12 protein-coding genes are annotated in these 15327 nt (G+C 70.7%); 4 read left to right on the top strand and 8 right to left on the bottom strand.

The features are described 5' to 3' along the window. Positions 1-6: 6 nt before the first annotated feature. Complete coding sequence (locus tag BJ971_RS04785) at positions 7-846, bottom strand: GNAT family N-acetyltransferase (protein WP_184990163.1); 840 nt, start codon at positions 844-846, stop codon at positions 7-9. 139 nt (positions 847-985) lie between these two features. On the opposite strand from BJ971_RS04785, the gene BJ971_RS04780 reads away from it, so the two are divergent. Beyond that, entirely contained in the window at positions 986-1579 is a 594-nt protein-coding gene (locus tag BJ971_RS04780; RefSeq protein ID WP_239087548.1) for a PadR family transcriptional regulator, read from the top strand. A gap of 1178 nt (positions 1580-2757) precedes the next feature. On the opposite strand, the gene ispG is transcribed toward BJ971_RS04780, so the two are convergent. Genes ispG through BJ971_RS04760 form a run of 4 tightly spaced genes read right to left on the bottom strand, consistent with a single transcriptional unit; the run spans position 2758 to position 8572 of the window. Continuing rightward, entirely contained in the window at positions 2758-3930 is a 1173-nt protein-coding gene (ispG, locus tag BJ971_RS04775) for a flavodoxin-dependent (E)-4-hydroxy-3-methylbut-2-enyl-diphosphate synthase (RefSeq protein WP_184990158.1), read from the bottom strand. Positions 3931-3944: 14 nt separating this feature from the next. Next, positions 3945-5201, bottom strand: a complete 1257-nt coding sequence (locus BJ971_RS04770; RefSeq protein WP_184990155.1) for a M50 family metallopeptidase — start codon at positions 5199-5201, stop codon at positions 3945-3947. Further along, positions 5201-6403, bottom strand: a complete 1203-nt coding sequence (gene dxr / locus BJ971_RS04765) for a 1-deoxy-D-xylulose-5-phosphate reductoisomerase (RefSeq protein ID WP_184990153.1) — start codon at positions 6401-6403, stop codon at positions 5201-5203. Before dxr ends, BJ971_RS04770 begins: the two co-directional genes overlap by 1 nt. Positions 6404-6433: 30 nt before the next feature. Beyond that, positions 6434-8572 (bottom strand): MMPL family transporter, encoded by a 2139-nt coding sequence (locus BJ971_RS04760; RefSeq protein ID WP_184990151.1) that lies wholly within the window; start codon positions 8570-8572, stop codon positions 6434-6436. A gap of 106 nt (positions 8573-8678) precedes the next feature. Between BJ971_RS04760 and BJ971_RS04755 the strand changes: the two genes are divergently transcribed. Beyond that, complete coding sequence (locus BJ971_RS04755; protein ID WP_184990149.1) at positions 8679-9386, top strand: TetR/AcrR family transcriptional regulator; 708 nt, start codon at positions 8679-8681, stop codon at positions 9384-9386. A gap of 11 nt (positions 9387-9397) precedes the next feature. Continuing rightward, a complete protein-coding gene (locus BJ971_RS04750; RefSeq protein ID WP_184990146.1) occupies positions 9398-10993 on the top strand; it encodes a phytoene desaturase family protein in 1596 nt (531 codons plus the stop codon). Between the two features lie 114 nt (positions 10994-11107). On the opposite strand, the gene BJ971_RS04745 is transcribed toward BJ971_RS04750, so the two are convergent. Continuing rightward, positions 11108-12673, bottom strand: a complete 1566-nt coding sequence (locus BJ971_RS04745; protein WP_184990144.1) for a Rieske 2Fe-2S domain-containing protein — start codon at positions 12671-12673, stop codon at positions 11108-11110. Between the two features lie 131 nt (positions 12674-12804). On the opposite strand from BJ971_RS04745, the gene BJ971_RS04740 reads away from it, so the two are divergent. Continuing rightward, entirely contained in the window at positions 12805-13032 is a 228-nt protein-coding gene (locus BJ971_RS04740; protein ID WP_377885279.1) for a DUF2631 domain-containing protein, read from the top strand. Between the two features lie 53 nt (positions 13033-13085). On the opposite strand, the gene BJ971_RS04735 is transcribed toward BJ971_RS04740, so the two are convergent. Continuing rightward, positions 13086-14090: a DivIVA domain-containing protein gene (locus BJ971_RS04735; RefSeq protein WP_184990140.1), complete on the bottom strand. Its 1005-nt coding sequence runs from the start codon at positions 14088-14090 to the stop codon at positions 13086-13088. 40 nt (positions 14091-14130) lie between these two features. After that, a complete protein-coding gene (gene rlmN / locus BJ971_RS04730; protein WP_184990138.1) occupies positions 14131-15309 on the bottom strand; it encodes a dual-specificity RNA methyltransferase RlmN in 1179 nt (392 codons plus the stop codon). Positions 15310-15327: the final 18 nt, after the last annotated feature.

The raw sequence follows: 15327 nt of genomic DNA, 5'->3' as shown, positions 1-15327 counted from the left end.
CCGGGCCTAGAAGAGGACCGTGGCGAAGCTGCCGTTCGGGACGAAGCCGCAGCGCGCGTAGACCCGGCGCGCCGGGGTGTTGTAGTCGTTCACGTACAGGCTCACGGTGGGAGCGACGCGACGCAGCGCGTCCCGGACCACCGCGGCCATCGCGCCCGCGGCCAGCCCCCGGCCGCGGTACTCCGGGTCGACCCAGACGCCCTGTACCTGCGTGGTCCGCCGCGTGACGATCGCCAGCTCGGCCTTGAACACGACCCGGTCACCGACGAACCGCGCGTAGGCGCGCTTGGCGCGCACCAGGTCGGCGATCCGCCGGCGGTAGCCCCGGCCGCCGTCATCGAGCAGCGGCGAGACGCCGACCTCCTCGGTGTACATCGCCACGGCCGCCGGGAAGAGCTGGTCGACCTCGCCGAGCTTCACCAGTCGCACCTGCGGATCCGCGACGATCGGCGCCTCACGGTCGGCGACCAGCAGCGGCTGGTGCGGCCGCACGTCGCGCGCCGGCCCCCAGTGCCCGCCGAGCCGGTCCCAGAGCTCGAGCACCGCGTCCGCGCGCCCGATGATCGACGAGCAGATCCGCGGCTCGGCGCCGAGCAGGTCCGCGTAGGCGGTCACCGCCGCGGGCGTCGCGCACACCGGCACGAGATGCGCGCCCGACCAGCACACGGACTCGACCCGGCGGCCGGTCCCGTAGCCGTAGATCCGGCCGTCGGAACGCCACCAGTTCAGCCCGTGAGCCGCCACACGCTCGGCGATCTGGGCACCGGCGTACGGGTCTTGGTCGAGGATCCGCTCGACCGCCGCCCGCTCGGACTCGCCGAGTTGGCGAATGGGCACCGTCAGCACAGCTATCAGATTGCCAGATGACTGCCGTCACACGCCTCACCCGCCCCCGCGAAGAATAGAAACCCTTGCGGCCGACATGTTGCCGATATATCGTCTAACTATCGCCAACAGATCGGAGAAGGTCATGAGGTATCGACACATGCGTGACATGCACGAGGGCCGCGGTCGCGGGTTCGGCTTCCCGCCGGGCTTCCCCTTCGGACCGGGCGGACCTGGCGGACCCGGTGGCTTCGGCGGCTTCGCCGGCTTCGGCGCCGGGGGCCCGGGCGGGCACGGTCACCGCCGCGGCGGTCGCGGCAGCCGCCCCAACGTGCGGCCGGCCCTGCTCGCGCTGCTGCTCGAGCGGCCCATGCACGGCTACGAGATGATTCAGGAGCTGGAGCGCCGCACCGGCGGCATCTGGCGCCCGAGCCCGGGCTCGGTCTACCCGACCCTGCAACTGCTCGAGGACGAGGGCCTCATCGAGGCCGAGGTCACCGGCGGCCGCAAGCGCTTCACGCTCACCGAGGCCGGCCGCGCGGAGGCTACCGCCGCGGCGGAGAACCCGCCGTGGAACCAGTTCAGCAACGACACGATGTCCCAGGTGCAGGATTTCCGCGACGCGGCGATCGGCATCATGGACGCCCTGCGCCAGGTGGGCTTCAACGGCACGCCGGAGCAGCGCCAGCGAGCCCTGGAGATCCTGAACGAGACCAAGCGCAAGCTCTACGCCGTCCTCGCCGACGGCGAATGACCCGTTCTTAGTCGTGGTCCAGGCCCCGTCGTTGGTCCGGCGCCTTCTTCAGTACGGCGCGAGTGCCACCACAACCGCAACACCGTCGCCCGCCCGCACACCAGAAACGGGCGCCGACCGGCACCCACCCGCCCCGGCCATCCCGCGTCACGACGCCGCGGACGCCCGGGCCGGGTGGGGTGCCGTCACCTCACCGCTCTGAACCCCGGCCCGGGCCGCCGACCCACCCGACGGCCCGACCAACCCACCCGCCGAACCTCCGGACCAGCCCGCCAGCTCAACCCGCCGACTGGACCGAACACAGCCGACCTCCGGCTCAACCCGCCCCGGCTCAACCCGCCAGCCAGACCGAACACAGCCGAACCCGCAGAGCGACCCGCCGTCTCAACCCAGCAGCCAAACCAACCGCCACCCAACCCGCAAATCAGCCGGCCGACTCAACCCGCCAGCCGAACCAACCGCCGCCCAACCGCAGAGCGGCCCGCCAGCCGGACGGAACCACCGCCCAACCTGCAGAGCGACTTGCCAGCTCAACCCGCCAACCGGACCGGGCCACCGCCCAACCCGCAGGGCGGCCCACCGACTCAACCCAGCAGCCAAACCAACCGCCACCCAACCCGCAAAGCAGCCCGCCAGCTCAACCCGCCAGCCGGACCGAGCCACCGCCGAACTCGCAGAGCGGCCCACCGGCTCAACCCGGTAGCCGAACCAACCGCCACCCAACCCGCAGAGCGACCCGCCAGCTCAACCCGCCAGCCGGACCGGGCCACCGCCGAACTCGCAGAGCGACCCACCGGCTCAACCCACCAGCCGAACCAACCGCCACCCAACCCGCAGAGCGACCCGCCAGCTCAACCCGCCAACCGGACCGGGCCACAGCCCAACCCGCAGAGCGACCCACCGACTCAACCCGCCAGCCGGACCGGGCCACCGCCGAACCTGCAAAGCGGCCCGCCGGCTCAACCCAGAAGCCGAACCAACCGCCGCCCAACCCGCGGAGCTGGCCGCCGGCTCAACCCAGCAGCGCAGCGTCGTCGAGTTTTCGGGTGACCGGCCGGGTCAGCCCGGCGGCTGGGCCGCAGGGCCGGACCGGTGACTGGCTCTGAGGCTGGAGGCGAGTGCCGGTGTTGCGGTTGGGGGCGACTGTGGCCGTACCGGATGATCGGTTTGGGTTGTGGTCAGTGGACCGTGACGGTCGCGCCTGGGAGGAGTTCGCGGAGTTCGTCCGGGATTTCGGCGCCCATCTGGTCGGCGAGGCGCAGGGCCTCCTCGACCAGGGTTTCGACGATGATCGACTCCGGGACCGTCTTGATGACCTGGCCCTTTACGAAGATCTGGCCCTTGCCGTTGCCGGAGGCTACGCCGAGGTCCGCCTCTCGCGCCTCGCCCGGGCCGTTGACTACGCAGCCCATGACCGCGACCCGCAGCGGCACCGGGAATCCCTCGAGCGCCGCCGTGACCTGCTCCGCGAGCGTGTAGACGTCGACCTGGGCGCGGCCGCACGACGGGCAGGAGACGATCTCGAGGCCGCGCTCGCGCAGGCCGAGCGACTCCAGGATCCCCTGGCCGACCTTGATCTCCTCGACCGGCGGTGCGGAGAGGGAGACCCGGATGGTGTCGCCGATGCCCTCGGCCAGCAGGGCGCCGAACGCCACCGCGCTCTTGATCGTGCCCTGGAACGCCGGGCCGGCCTCGGTCACGCCGAGGTGCAGCGGGTAGTCGCACTGCTCGGCCAGCTGGCGGTATGCGCGGATCATCACGACCGGGTCGTTGTGCTTGACCGAGATCTTGATGTCGCGGAAGCCGTGCTCCTCGAAGAGGGAGCATTCCCAGAGGGCCGACTCGACCAGGGCCTCGGCGGTCGCCTTGCCGTACTTCTCCAGCAGGCGCTTGTCGAGCGAGCCCGCGTTCACGCCGATGCGGATCGGGACGTTCGCGTCCCCGGCCGCCTTGGCGATCTCCTTGACCTTGTCGTCGAACTGGCGGATGTTGCCGGGGTTGACCCGGACCGCCGCGCAGCCGGCGTCGATCGCCGCGAAGACGTAGCGGGGCTGGAAGTGGATGTCCGCGATCACCGGGATCTGCGACTTCTTCGCGATCGCCGGCAGCGCCTCGACGTCGTCCTGCGACGGCACCGCGACCCGGACGATCTGGCAGCCGGCGGCGGTGAGCTCGGCGATCTGCTGGAGGGTCGCGTTGACGTCGGAGGTCAGCGTCGTGGTCATCGACTGGACGCTGACCGGCGCGCCACCGCCCACCAGGACGCCACCGACGTTGATCTGGCGGCTCAGCCGACGGGTGGCCAGCGGGGGCGGCGGAACTGCCGGCATGCCGAGACTGATTGCGGTCATTTATCTACGCACTCTCACTTCGAGAAGATCGTGATCGGGTTGATCACGTCGGCGGTGGCTGTCAACAGGGTGAACGCGCCACCGATCAGGATGACTACGTACGTCAACGGCATCAGCTTGAAGTAGTCGACGCGGCCCGGGTCGGGCTTGTGCATCTTGGCGTAGAGCCACGAGCGCGCCCGCTCGTACCAGGCGATGGCGATGTGGCCGCCGTCGAGCGGCAGCAGCGGCAGCAGGTTGAAGATGCCGATGAAGACGTTCAGCGAGATGAAGATCAGCAGGAACACCTCGGGCACGCCGCGCTCGATCGCCTCGCCGCCGATCCGGCTCGCGCCGATGACGCTGATCGGGGTGTTCGGGTCGCGCTCATCGCCGGTGATCGAGCGCCAGAGCGCCGGGATCTTCTCGGGGATGCGCTTCATCGCCACGAACGAGCCCTCGACCAGGCTCCAGTCGTAGCGCAGGCTGGCGCCGATGCCGTCGATCGGGCCGTAGGTGACCGTGCCCGGCATGCCGATGCTCTGGCCGATGCCCACCACCGAGACCTTGGTGATCGGGCCCTTCGGGTCGTCGAGCGGCGGGCGCTGCGCCTCGATCATGTTCACGGTGGTGCTGCCGGCCACGCCGTCGCGGGTGTACTCGAACGTCGTCGGCCCGGGCTTCGCGGCCCGGATCACGTCGGTGAGCTGGCCGTAGCTGGTGATCGGGGTGTCGCCGACCTTGGTGATCACGTCGCCGGTCAGCAGACCCGCCGCGGCCGACGGCGCTGCCACGTCGGTGCCGACTCCGACGTTGCATTCCTTCTCGCTGTAGACGACCTGCACGCACTTGCCGACCGAGATCCGGGCCGGCAGGGCGATCTGCTGCGCGACGGTGGTCGGCAGGTCGGGGTTGGGCAGGCCGACGAAGACCGCGGCGCACCAGGCGGCGACGATGGCCAGCGCGAAGTGGGTGACCGAGCCGGCGGACATCACGACCGTGCGCTTCCACACCGGGTAGCGCCACATGGCCCGCGGCTGGTCCTCCTCCGAGACGTCGTCGTCCTGCGGCGTCATCCCGACGATCTTGCAGAAGCCGCCGAGCGGGATGGCCTTGAGGCCGTACTCGGTCTCGCCGCGGTGGAACGAGAAGATCGTCGGGCCGAAGCCGACGAAATACTTTGTCACCTTCATGCCGAACCGCTTGGCCGTGATCATGTGGCCCAGCTCATGGAGGCTGACCGAGATCAAAATCGCCAGCGCGAAGGCCGCCGTTCCCAACCAGTACAGCATCAGGCTCCTTCAGCCGCCGTCGCGATCATCCGCTGCGCCTGGGCACGCGCCCAGGTCTCCGCGGAAAGCACCTCATCGACGGTACCCGGTTCGTCGAAGTCTGGAGCAGCCGCGAGCACCGCCTCGAGGGTGTCGACGATGCCAAGAAAAGGTAGCCGACCGGACACGAAGGCGGCCACACACTCTTCGTTCGCCGCGTTGTAGATGGCCGGCCGGCAGTGGCCGGTCTCACCCGCGGCCTTGGCCAGCCGCACCGCGGGGAACGCCTCGTCGTCGAGCGGGCGCAGCTCCCAGTTGTGCGCGAGGGTCCAGTCGACCGCCGCCGCGGCGTCGTTCACCCGGTCCGGCCAGGCCAGCGCGAGGGCGATCGGCAGCCGCATGTCGGGCGGGCTGGCCTGCGCCAACGTCGACCCGTCGACGAACTCGACGAGCGAGTGCAGCACCGACTGCGGGTGGACCATGACCTCGATCGCGGAGTACGGCACGCCGAACAGCTCGTGCGCCTCGATCACCTCGAGCCCCTTGTTCACCATGGTGGCCGAGTTGATCGTGACGACCGGGCCCATGTCCCACGTCGGGTGCTTGAGCGCCTCGTCCGGTGTGACGTTCGTCAGCTCGGAGCGCCGGCGATCCCGGAAGGCACCGCCGCTGGCGGTCAGGATCAGCCGGCGCACCTCGGCGGTGGACCCGCCGCGCAGGCACTGCGCCAGCGCGGAGTGCTCGGAGTCGACGGGCACGATCTGCCCCGGCCGCGTCACCGCGGCCTTGACCAGCGGGCCGCCGGCGACCAGCGACTCCTTGTTGGCGAGCGCGAGGGTACGCCCGGCGCGCAGCGCCGCCAGCGTCGGCGCGAGCCCGAGGCTGCCGACGACCCCGTTGAGCACCACGTCGCACGGCCACTGCGCGAGCTCGGTCATCGCGTCCGGCCCGGCGACGATCTTCGGAAGCTTGAAGTCGCCGGTTGCCCAGCCCCGCTTCTGCGCCTCGGCGTAGAACGCGAGCTGGAGGTCCTGCACGGCGCTGGAGTACGCGACCCCGACGACGTCGACGGCGAGCTCGAGCGCCTGCGCCGCGAGCAGTTCGACGTTGCCGCCGCCGGCACCGATCGCGACGACCCGGAACCTGTCCGGATTGCGGCGCACGATGTCGATGGCCTGAGTACCGATGGACCCGGTGGACCCGAGCAGGACTAGCTCACGCATGGACCCATCTTCCCCTGCTGGCACGAGGCCCTATACGCGGGCGGCCTCACGGTCGGGCGCCGCGGTCGCCGCCGGCTCCGACTCGTGGATGCCGTACCGGGTGTAGAAGCGGCCCAGCAGGCCCGGCGCCCACCAGTTCCAGCGGCCCAGCAGCCGCATCGTCGCCGGCACCAGCAGCGCCCGTACCAGCGTCGCGTCCACGATGATCGCCACGATCATGCCGATGCCGATGGTCTTGATGACCGTCACCCCGCCGGTGGCGAAGCCGGCCACGACCGTGATCAGCAGCAGCGCCGCGGCCGTGATGATGCCGCCGGTGTGCTGTAGCCCGGAGGCCACCGCGACCGGGTTGTCGCCGGTCCTGTCCCACTCCTCGCGGACCCGCGACAGCAGGAACACCTCGTAGTCGGTGGCCAGGCCGAACAGCACGGCGAGCACGAGGATCATGTTGCTGGGCTCGATGTATCCGGTCGACTCGAACGCCAGCGGGCCCTCGAGGTGACCGTCCTGGAAGATCCAGACGACCACGCCGAAGGACGCGCCGATCGAGACGAGGTTCATCAGCACCGCCTTGATCGGCAGCAGCACCGAGCCGAAGGCGAGGAAGAGCAGCAGGATCGTGGCCAGCGCCATGATCAGCGCCATCCAGGGCAGCCGGTCGGCGAGGCTCTCCAGCAGGTCGAGGTCGATCGCCGGCCGGCCGCCGACCAGCACCTCGGTGCCCGACGGCGGGGTGAGCTCGCGGATGTCCGAGACGATGTCCCGCGACTCACCCCGCGACAGCGTGCCGGGATAGGTCACGGTGATCAGCGAGGAGCCGCCACGCTCGGCGGTGACGGCGGCGCCGGTCACGTTCGGCAGTGCCGCGATCTGCCCGGCAAGGGCCTCGGCGGGCCCGCCGGTCACCAGCACGTTTATCGGGTTCTCGCCGCCGCCGGGGAAGTCCGTGCTCAGCCGCTCGCCGACGATGCGCGCCGTGGTGTCGGCGGGCAGCACCCGTTCGTCGAAGCCGCCGAACTCGACCCGCAGGAACGGCGCCGCGAAGGCGGCCAGCACGATCAGCACGCCGATGACGTACGGCGCCGGGCGGCGCATGACGCTGTGCGCGAGCCGCGCCCAGCCCGCGCCGGGCCGGGACCGCCGCGGCAGCGGGATGCGCAGCCGGTCGATCCGGTGGCCGAGCAGCGACAGCGCGGCCGGCAGCACGGTCAGCGCGGCGATCATCGCGACCAGCACGGCGGCCATGCCGCCGATGGCCATGCCGCCGAGGAAGGGCTGCGGAAAGATCAGCAGGCTGGACAGCGCCAGGACGATGGTGAGGCCCGAGACCATGACCGTGCGGCCGGCGGTCGCGACCGTGGTACGGATGGCGGCGGGCACGTCCTTGCCGTTCGCCAGCTCCTCGCGGAAGCGGCTCACCACGAACAGCGAGTAGTCCACGGCCATGCCGAGGCCCAGCAGCGTGATCACGTTGATCGCGAAGACGGAGATGTCGGTGACGTAGGTCAGCGCGCGCACCGCCACGAACGCGCCGAGGATCGCGATGCCGCCGATGACCAGCGGCGAGAGGGCGGCGATGAGGCCGCGGAAGATCAGCACGAGCAGCACGAAGAGCACCGGAAGGGAGAAGATCTCCGCCCGGGTGATGTCCTCCTCGGTCTGTGTGTTGGCCTGGTCGGTGAAGGCGACGATGCCGCCGACCCGGGTGGTCAGCCCGGGCGCCGCGAAATCGGGCTCGATCCGGTGGTAGGCCGCCGCCTTGCCGTCCTCGTCCGTCGCGGCGAGGTAGACGGCCGCGTAGGTTTCCCGCCGATCGTTGCTGACCAGGGCGGGCGGCGCGTTCTCGTCGGTGTGTGCGACCACCTGCGCGACCTCCGGGCGGGCGCGCAGTCGCTCGACCACGCCGGCGACCGCGCCGCGCGGGCCCGCGTCCGTCACCGGGACGGTGTCGCTGGACCAGAGCACGATCAGGTCGGGCTCGCCCCGGCCGAGCTGCTCCGCGACGGCCGCGGCGCGGTTGGACTCGCTGTCCGGGTCGTCGTAGCCGCCGCCGGTGAGCGCGCCGAACACGCCGGCTCCCCAGGTCGCGCCCGCGACGACGACCGCGAGCCCGGCCGCGACCACCCACCAGCGCAGCCGGACGACCGCTCCGCCCCACCAGCCGAACATCTGTTTGCCTCCCGCGCGGAGGTTAGAGTCGCTTAGAATCCGACAGCTATTGTGAACACTGTTCACCTTGGCAAACGCCGTTCGCCTACGTCAACGGAGCCCGACTATGACGACCGCCACGCCCAGCCGCCGGGAACGGCTGCGCGCGGAGACCGTCATCGAGGTCAAGGAGGCCGCCCGGCGCCTGCTCGTCGCCGGCGGGCCGACGGCCATCTCGCTGCGGGCCATCGCCCGCGACGTCGGCCTCACCGCGCCTGCGCTGTACCGCTACTTCGACAGCCTCGACGCGCTCGTCCTCGCCGTCGTCACCGACCTCTTCGAGGACCTGCGCGGCGCCATCGTCGCGGTCGCCGACGACCACGCCGACGAGGAGCCGCTGGTCCGGATCGGCCACATGGTCCGGGAGTTCCGGCGCTGGTCGCTCGCCCATCCCGCCGAGTTCGCGCTGATGTTCGGCAGCCCGGTACCCGGCGTCACCCGGATCGCGGGGCCGTGCGACCCGCTCAGCGACGCCGGCGCCCGCTTCGCCGAGGCGTTCTTCACCACGCTGGGTGAGCACTTCGAGCGCCACCCGTTCGCCGGAGCCGCCCCGGACCTGCCCGAGGACGCCCAGCGGGACCTCTTCGCCCCCTACCTGGACACGTTCGGCGATCGCTTCCCGCTGCCGGTGATCTACCTCTTCGTGGCCGCCTGGACCCGCCTGTACGGAATCGTGGCGATGGAGGTCTTCGGGCACCTCAGGTGGGCGATGACGGACGTGGAACCCCTGTTCGAGCTTGAATTGTCCCGGACCGTAGGCCATCTGGGGCGCTAGGCTCGGCGCCCATGAGGTCTCTGCCTGATCGTGCCGATGTGGTGATCATCGGGTCCGGCCACAACGGGCTGGTCTCCGCCGTGCTGCTGGCCCGCGCCGGCCTCGACGTCGTGGTGCTGGAGGCCGCCGACGTCATCGGCGGCGCCACCCGGACCGAGCACCCGTTCGCCAAGGTGCCCGGCCTCGGCCACTCCACCGGCTCGTACCTGCTGGGCCTGATGCCGCCGGAGCTGCTGCGCACGCTGGACGTCGACATCCCGGTGCTGCGCCGCGACCCGCACTACTTCCTGCCGACGCCGGGCGGCCCCGGCTCGCCGTACCTGCTGTTCGGCACGGACCGCGAGGCCACCCGGGCGCAGTTCGAGCGGTTCTTCTCGCCGCGCGACATCGCGGCCGACGAGGCGCTACAGGTCGAGATCGCGGCGCTGCGCGCCGATCTCGCCCCGGCCTGGCTACAGGAGCCCGCATCCGTCGAGGCGATCGCCGACCGGCACATCCGCCCGCAGCTGCAAAGCACCTTCATCGATCTCGTACGCGGCTCCGTCGCCGACTACCTCGACCGGTTCGGCTTCAAGAGCGAACTCCTGGTGAGCATGTACGCGGTGACCGACGGCCTCTCCGGGCTGAACGCGGGCCCCGACGACCCGGGCACGGGCCACAACTTCCTGGTGCACAACATGTGCCGGCTGCCCGGCTCGGACGGCACCTGGATGATCGCCGCCGGCGGCATGGGCACGGTGTCGGGCACGTTCGCCGCGGCCGCGCGCGCGGCCGGCGCGGGAATCTTCACCGGCACGCCGGTGTCGGCGGTGACCGTCTCACAGGGTGCCGCGACCGGCGTCGTCCTGGCCGACGGGCGGGAGATCACCTCCCGGGTGGTGCTGGGCGCCTGCGACCCGTACCAGCTCATCAGCCTGGTCCCTGAGGGCGCGCTGCCCGCCGCGCTGACCGACCGGATGGCGGCCGTGCGGCGGCCGGGTACGACCCTGAAGCTCAACCTCGCGCTCAGCGGGCTGCCGCGGTTCCCCTGCCTGCCCGAGGACGCCGCCTCGCCGTTCGGGTCGACCATCCACCTGCTGCCCGGCTCCGCGGGCCTGGCCGGGCTCACCGAGACCGACTCCCCGATGGCCGCGCTGCGCGCGATGTGGGCCGACGTGCAGGCGGGCCGCCTGCCGGCCGAGCCGACCATCGAGTGGTACCTGCACACCACGGTCGACCCGTCCCTGCAAGATTCGGCCGGCCACCACTCGTCGGCCCTGTTCGTCCAGTCGGTGCCGTACACCCTGGCCGGCACGACCTGGGACGAGGCGCTGCCCGGCTACGCCGAGCGGCTGCTGGACATCGTCGACCGCTACGCGCCGGGCACCTCGTCGCTGGTCGCGGACATGATGCCGCTGAGCCCGCCCGGAATCGAACGGCACTTCGGCATCACCGGCGGCCACATCCACCACGTCGACAACACGGTCGCTTTCAACGAGCGGATGCCGTATTTCACCGGGCTGGACGGCCTCTATGCGGGGTCGGCCGGCGCACACCCCGCCGGCAGCGTGATCGGCGCGGCGGGCCACAACGCGGCGCGGCGCATCTTGAAAGATCTTGGGGTTTAGGTCGCAACCACTTACTCAGGTCGCCCGGTCGGGGTGAGCGGTCTGGGCGCGCCAGCGCCCTGCTCGCCTCGGCCGGGCCCTCGGCGTAAGCGACGGTCCGTACCCACCACCCCGCTACGACACCGGGTTCTGCTCGGTCTTCGCCTTTTCGGCCCTGATCTTGTGGCCGACGCTGGTGAGACACTTCCCGCTGGGCAGGTCGAACTTCCAGCCGTGCAGCTGGCAGGTCAGGACGTTGCCGTCCACGATGCCGAACCGGCTCAGGTCCGCCTTCAGGTGCGGGCAGCGCCGCTGCACCGTCCAGCCGCCCAGCTCGATGTCCTCCGCGTCGACCGACCGCTCGTGCTCGTCGTACCAGCCCTCGGCGTACTGGAGCCGCTCCTCGGAGAGGCACTTGAAGAACGCGTAGACGAACTCGTTGTACTGGCCGATCCGGGCCGCGGAGAAGCGGCAGCTCAGGAACAGCGAGTTCACCCAGTCGCCCTCGTCGATGAAGATCAGGTGCTCGATCAGCTCGCGCTGGGTCTTGAAGCGGTAGCGGACCTTCTCGTCGGCGTACGGGCGGACCTGCTTGCCCGGGAAGTCCACGACGATCGACTCGATGGACTCGCCCTCGTAGCCGACCAGGTCGAAGCGGACCGGCCCGCCGACGCCCTTGGCCAGGTAGATCGACTCCTCCAGCAGCGGCTCGATGCGCTTCTTGAGCTCGCCAAGCACGTCGATCTCGGGGTGCCGCCAGGACGCCTTCTCGGCGGCGATGATCGGCGCCTTGCGCTCGCGCATCTCCTCGAGGTGCTGCTTCTTGTTCGCGAAGAACCCGTCGACGTCGGTCGGGTGGCTCGTCTCGATCGACGACGTCGTGAGCTCCGTGACGCTGCCCGGCAGCAGGACCACGCCGTTGGTGCCGCCGACCTTCGCGTACTCGCTCATGAAGACCGACTGGTCCGGGAAGATGTTGCCCTCGTCGCCGAAGATGTCGTTGAACTGCCACAGCTCGTCGTCGAGGAAGCACGGCGGGCCGGCGATCGGGAAGACGTGGTCGGCCTTCAGGTCGTCGATGTAGCGCCAGGTGCGGTCGAACTGGCGGTCGCGCTTCTGCTTGCCGAACGCGGTCTTGGCCGCCTGCGGCAGCTCGTAGACCATCGGGTACCAGATCGCGCCGGAGAACTGGAGCATGTGCGCGTGCACGTGGCCCAGCTCGGCGAAGGTCGTCAGGTCCGTGGGGCGGGCGTCGTTCTGGTTCAGCACCCGTACGCCGTCGTGCTCCACCCACAGCGACGAGTCGCCGATCGGGCCGTCCGTGGGGCTGATCAGGGCCTGGATCATCACCTTGAGGCCGCCGTCGAGCTCGTGGACCTCGTCGCTCCTGGTCTTGAAGAAGCTGGTGAAGCCGAGCTCACGCAGCTCGTCCTCGAGCTGGCTGGTCGGATACTCCGGCAGCAGCACCGTCGCCTTCTTGCTGACGAAGCGCTTCAGGTGCTCGGCGTCGAAGTGGTCCCGGTGCAGGTGGGACACGTAGAGGTAGTCGACGTCGCCGAGCGTCTCCCAGTCCAGCAGGGAATTGTCCGGAAACGGGAACCACGACGCGAAATACGCCGGGTTGACCCACGGGTCGCACAGAATGCTGCCCGCGCCCGTGTCGATCCGCATGCTGGCGTGGCCAGTGCCCGTGATCCGCACCGTTTAGCTCCCTCGATCCGGAGTGTTCCGATGGGATCGAAGGTACCGGGTCCGGGTTGGTGGGCCGCGCGCGGAGCCGTCGTGCCAAAATGATCGGGTCGTACTCGCCGTCGCCGCAGGAGGATCCAGTCGTGGCAGAAGAGCCGGTTTACGCCCCCGACCAGCTCAAGCCGGGCAACCGCAAATGGGCCCGCATCGGCGCGCTGGGCACCGCGGTGATCCTGCTGCTGATGCTCTGGGGCAACCACGAGGGCAACACCGAGGACATCTGGCTCATCGGCACCGCCCTGCTGCTGGTCGGCGCCGTGGTCGCCGATGTGGTGCTGCGCCGCAACGGCCTCAAGCCCAACGACCAGTAACCGCGTACGCGAAAGGCCCGCACCCGGCAACGGGCGCGGGCCTTTTCACGTGCTCAGCGCCGGCGCAGCAGGAGGTCCTTGACCTCGCGCAGCGCGGCGTCGACCTCGGCCTCGAAGTAACCGCCGGGAACCAGCCCGAACTGCAGCGTGTCGAGCTCGTTCTCCGGAACCGGCATCGGGCCGCGGCCGGTCATGGCCTGCAGGATGCTCTCGAACAACCGGTCGACCTGCACCGGGTCGTAACCGCTGCCGAAGCGGCGCGGCTGGAACGTGCGGCGCAGCTGATCCACCCGGTAGAGCTCCGGGCTGCCGCCCATCGGCGGGCCACCCATCGGCGGTCCGCTCATCGGCGGCGCGCTCATCGGGGCCGGGCCGCCGTAGCCGCCGCGGTCGCGATCGGGTAGCCGCATCTCGGCCGTCATGTCGGCCTTGCCGTGCCGTCCCGGCTCGAACGCGTCGTAGGCGCCCGTGTCGTAACCGGAGGGCCCCGGCTGCTGCTGCTGAGGCTGCTGCTGACCGTAGCCGCCACCGCCCTCATAGCGGCCGCCGTACGGGTCCGGAGCGGGCATCTGGGGCCGCTGCGGCAACTGCGGCTGCTGCCGACCGTACGGGTCCTCGCGGGCGTACTGGTCCTCACGCCCGTAGGGGTCCTCGCGGGCGAACTGGCGATCGTCGCGCACCGGCGCGGGCAGGCGCTCGGTGGGCGGGGCCGAGCGGCCCAGCGCCTGGCTCATCCGGTCGGACTGCATGCCGCCGCGCATCGGCTCCGGCTGCATCCGGTCCGGGGTCATCCGGGCGTCGGGGCCGCGCCCGCCACGGTCCTCGAACTCGGCCAGCTGGCGCTCCACCCGGTCCAGGTGCAGGTCGACCTGCCACTCGTCGTAGCCGCCGAAGCGCACGCGGAACACCACGTCGTGCACCTCCTGGGCACCGACGGGAGCGCCGGACTGCTCGCCGGCCAGGGTCGCCTCGACCCGGTCCAGGAAAGCGTCGACCTCGTCGACCTTGTAACCGCGGCGCAGCGCGCGCCGCCGGAAACGCTGTCCCTGACTCGTCACAACGTCTCCCAAATCAGCGTCCGCAGGGACTTCAGCCCCGTCATCGTTCCACCTCCGCGTCGGCGGTGGCGCCCCCAGCGTCCACCACCGTCAGCTCACTCGCGGCCAATTGGCCGCACGCACCGTCGATCTCCCGCCCGCGGGTGTCCCGGACGGTCGTCGCCACTCCCGCCTCGCGCAGCCGGCGGACGAACTCCCGCTCGACCGGCTTGGGGCTGGCGTCCCACCTGCTACCCGGCGTCGGGTTGAGTGGGATGAGATTCACATGCGCCAGCTTGCCGTGCAACAGCCTGCCGAGCAGGTCGGCACGCCAGGGCTGATCGTTTACGTCCCTGATCAGGGCGTATTCGATGGAGATCCGACGACCGGTCTGCGCCGCGTAGTCGAACGCGGCATCGAGCACCTCGGCCACCTTCCAACGCTGGTTGACGGGCACTAGCTCATCGCGCAGATCATCATCAGGGGCGTGCAGTGACAGCGCAAGGGTCACGGACAGCTCTTCGGCGATCAATCGTCGCATCGCCGGTACGAGACCCACGGTGGAGACGGTGATATGCCGTTGTGAGAGGCCCAGTCCCTCTGGTGCGGGTGCGACCAGGCGGCGCACGGCCTGGATCACCCGGGGGTAGTTGGCCAGCGGCTCGCCCATGCCCATGAACACGACCCGGGACAGCCGCGGCGGCGAGCCGGTGACCGCGCCCGAGGCGGCGACGCCGGCGAGATAGACGACCTGGTCGACGATCTCGGCGGTCGAGAGGTTGCGGGTGAGCCCGGCCTGGCCGGTCGCGCAGAACGGGCAGGCCATGCCGCAGCCCGCCTGGCTGGACACGCACGCGGTGATGCGGTCGGGATAGCCCATCAGGACGCTCTCGACCATCGCGTTGTCGTGCAACCGCCACAGCGTCTTACGCGTGGCACCGTCGTCGCAGGCCATCTCGCGCTGCGGGGTGAGCAGCGTGGGCAGCAGGTCGTCGGTGAGCTTGGCGCGCGACGCGGCCGGCAGGTCCGTCATCTCGGCGGGGTCGCGCACCAGCCGCCCGAAATAGTGGGTGGAGAGCTGCTTGGCCCGGAACGCGGGCTCGCCGAGGCCGGTGACGGCCGCGCGGCGGCCCGCCAGGTCCAGGTCCGCGAGATGGCGTGGGGGCATCGCGGGGCGGCTGCGGGTGACCACCGCGTCGGGGGTGTCCGGGCTGGTCGGGATGAGCGGAAGAATCGTCATGGCTTCTCCAGTCTCCCA

It is taken from the genome of Amorphoplanes digitatis, assembly GCF_014205335.1.
GTDB lineage: Bacteria > Actinomycetota > Actinomycetes > Mycobacteriales > Micromonosporaceae > Actinoplanes > Actinoplanes digitatus.
This window is presented reverse-complemented; position numbering and strand designations above follow the sequence as displayed.

Excerpts from the sequence above, each read along its gene's own strand:
- BJ971_RS04770 (WP_184990155.1), bottom strand. The coding sequence starts at position 5,201 with ATGCTGTACTGGTTGGGAACGGCGGCCTTCGCGCTGGCGATTTTGATC.
- ispG (WP_184990158.1), bottom strand. The coding sequence starts at position 3,930 with ATGACCGCAATCAGTCTCGGCATGCCGGCAGTTCCGCCGCCCCCGCTG.
- BJ971_RS04750 (WP_184990146.1), top strand. The coding sequence starts at position 9,398 with ATGAGGTCTCTGCCTGATCGTGCCGATGTGGTGATCATCGGGTCCGGC.
- rlmN (WP_184990138.1), bottom strand. The coding sequence starts at position 15,309 with ATGACGATTCTTCCGCTCATCCCGACCAGCCCGGACACCCCCGACGCG.
- BJ971_RS04760 (WP_184990151.1), bottom strand. The coding sequence starts at position 8,572 with ATGTTCGGCTGGTGGGGCGGAGCGGTCGTCCGGCTGCGCTGGTGGGTG.
- dxr (WP_184990153.1), bottom strand. The coding sequence starts at position 6,403 with ATGCGTGAGCTAGTCCTGCTCGGGTCCACCGGGTCCATCGGTACTCAG.
- BJ971_RS04755 (WP_184990149.1), top strand. The coding sequence starts at position 8,679 with ATGACGACCGCCACGCCCAGCCGCCGGGAACGGCTGCGCGCGGAGACC.
- BJ971_RS04780 (WP_239087548.1), top strand. The coding sequence starts at position 986 with ATGCGTGACATGCACGAGGGCCGCGGTCGCGGGTTCGGCTTCCCGCCG.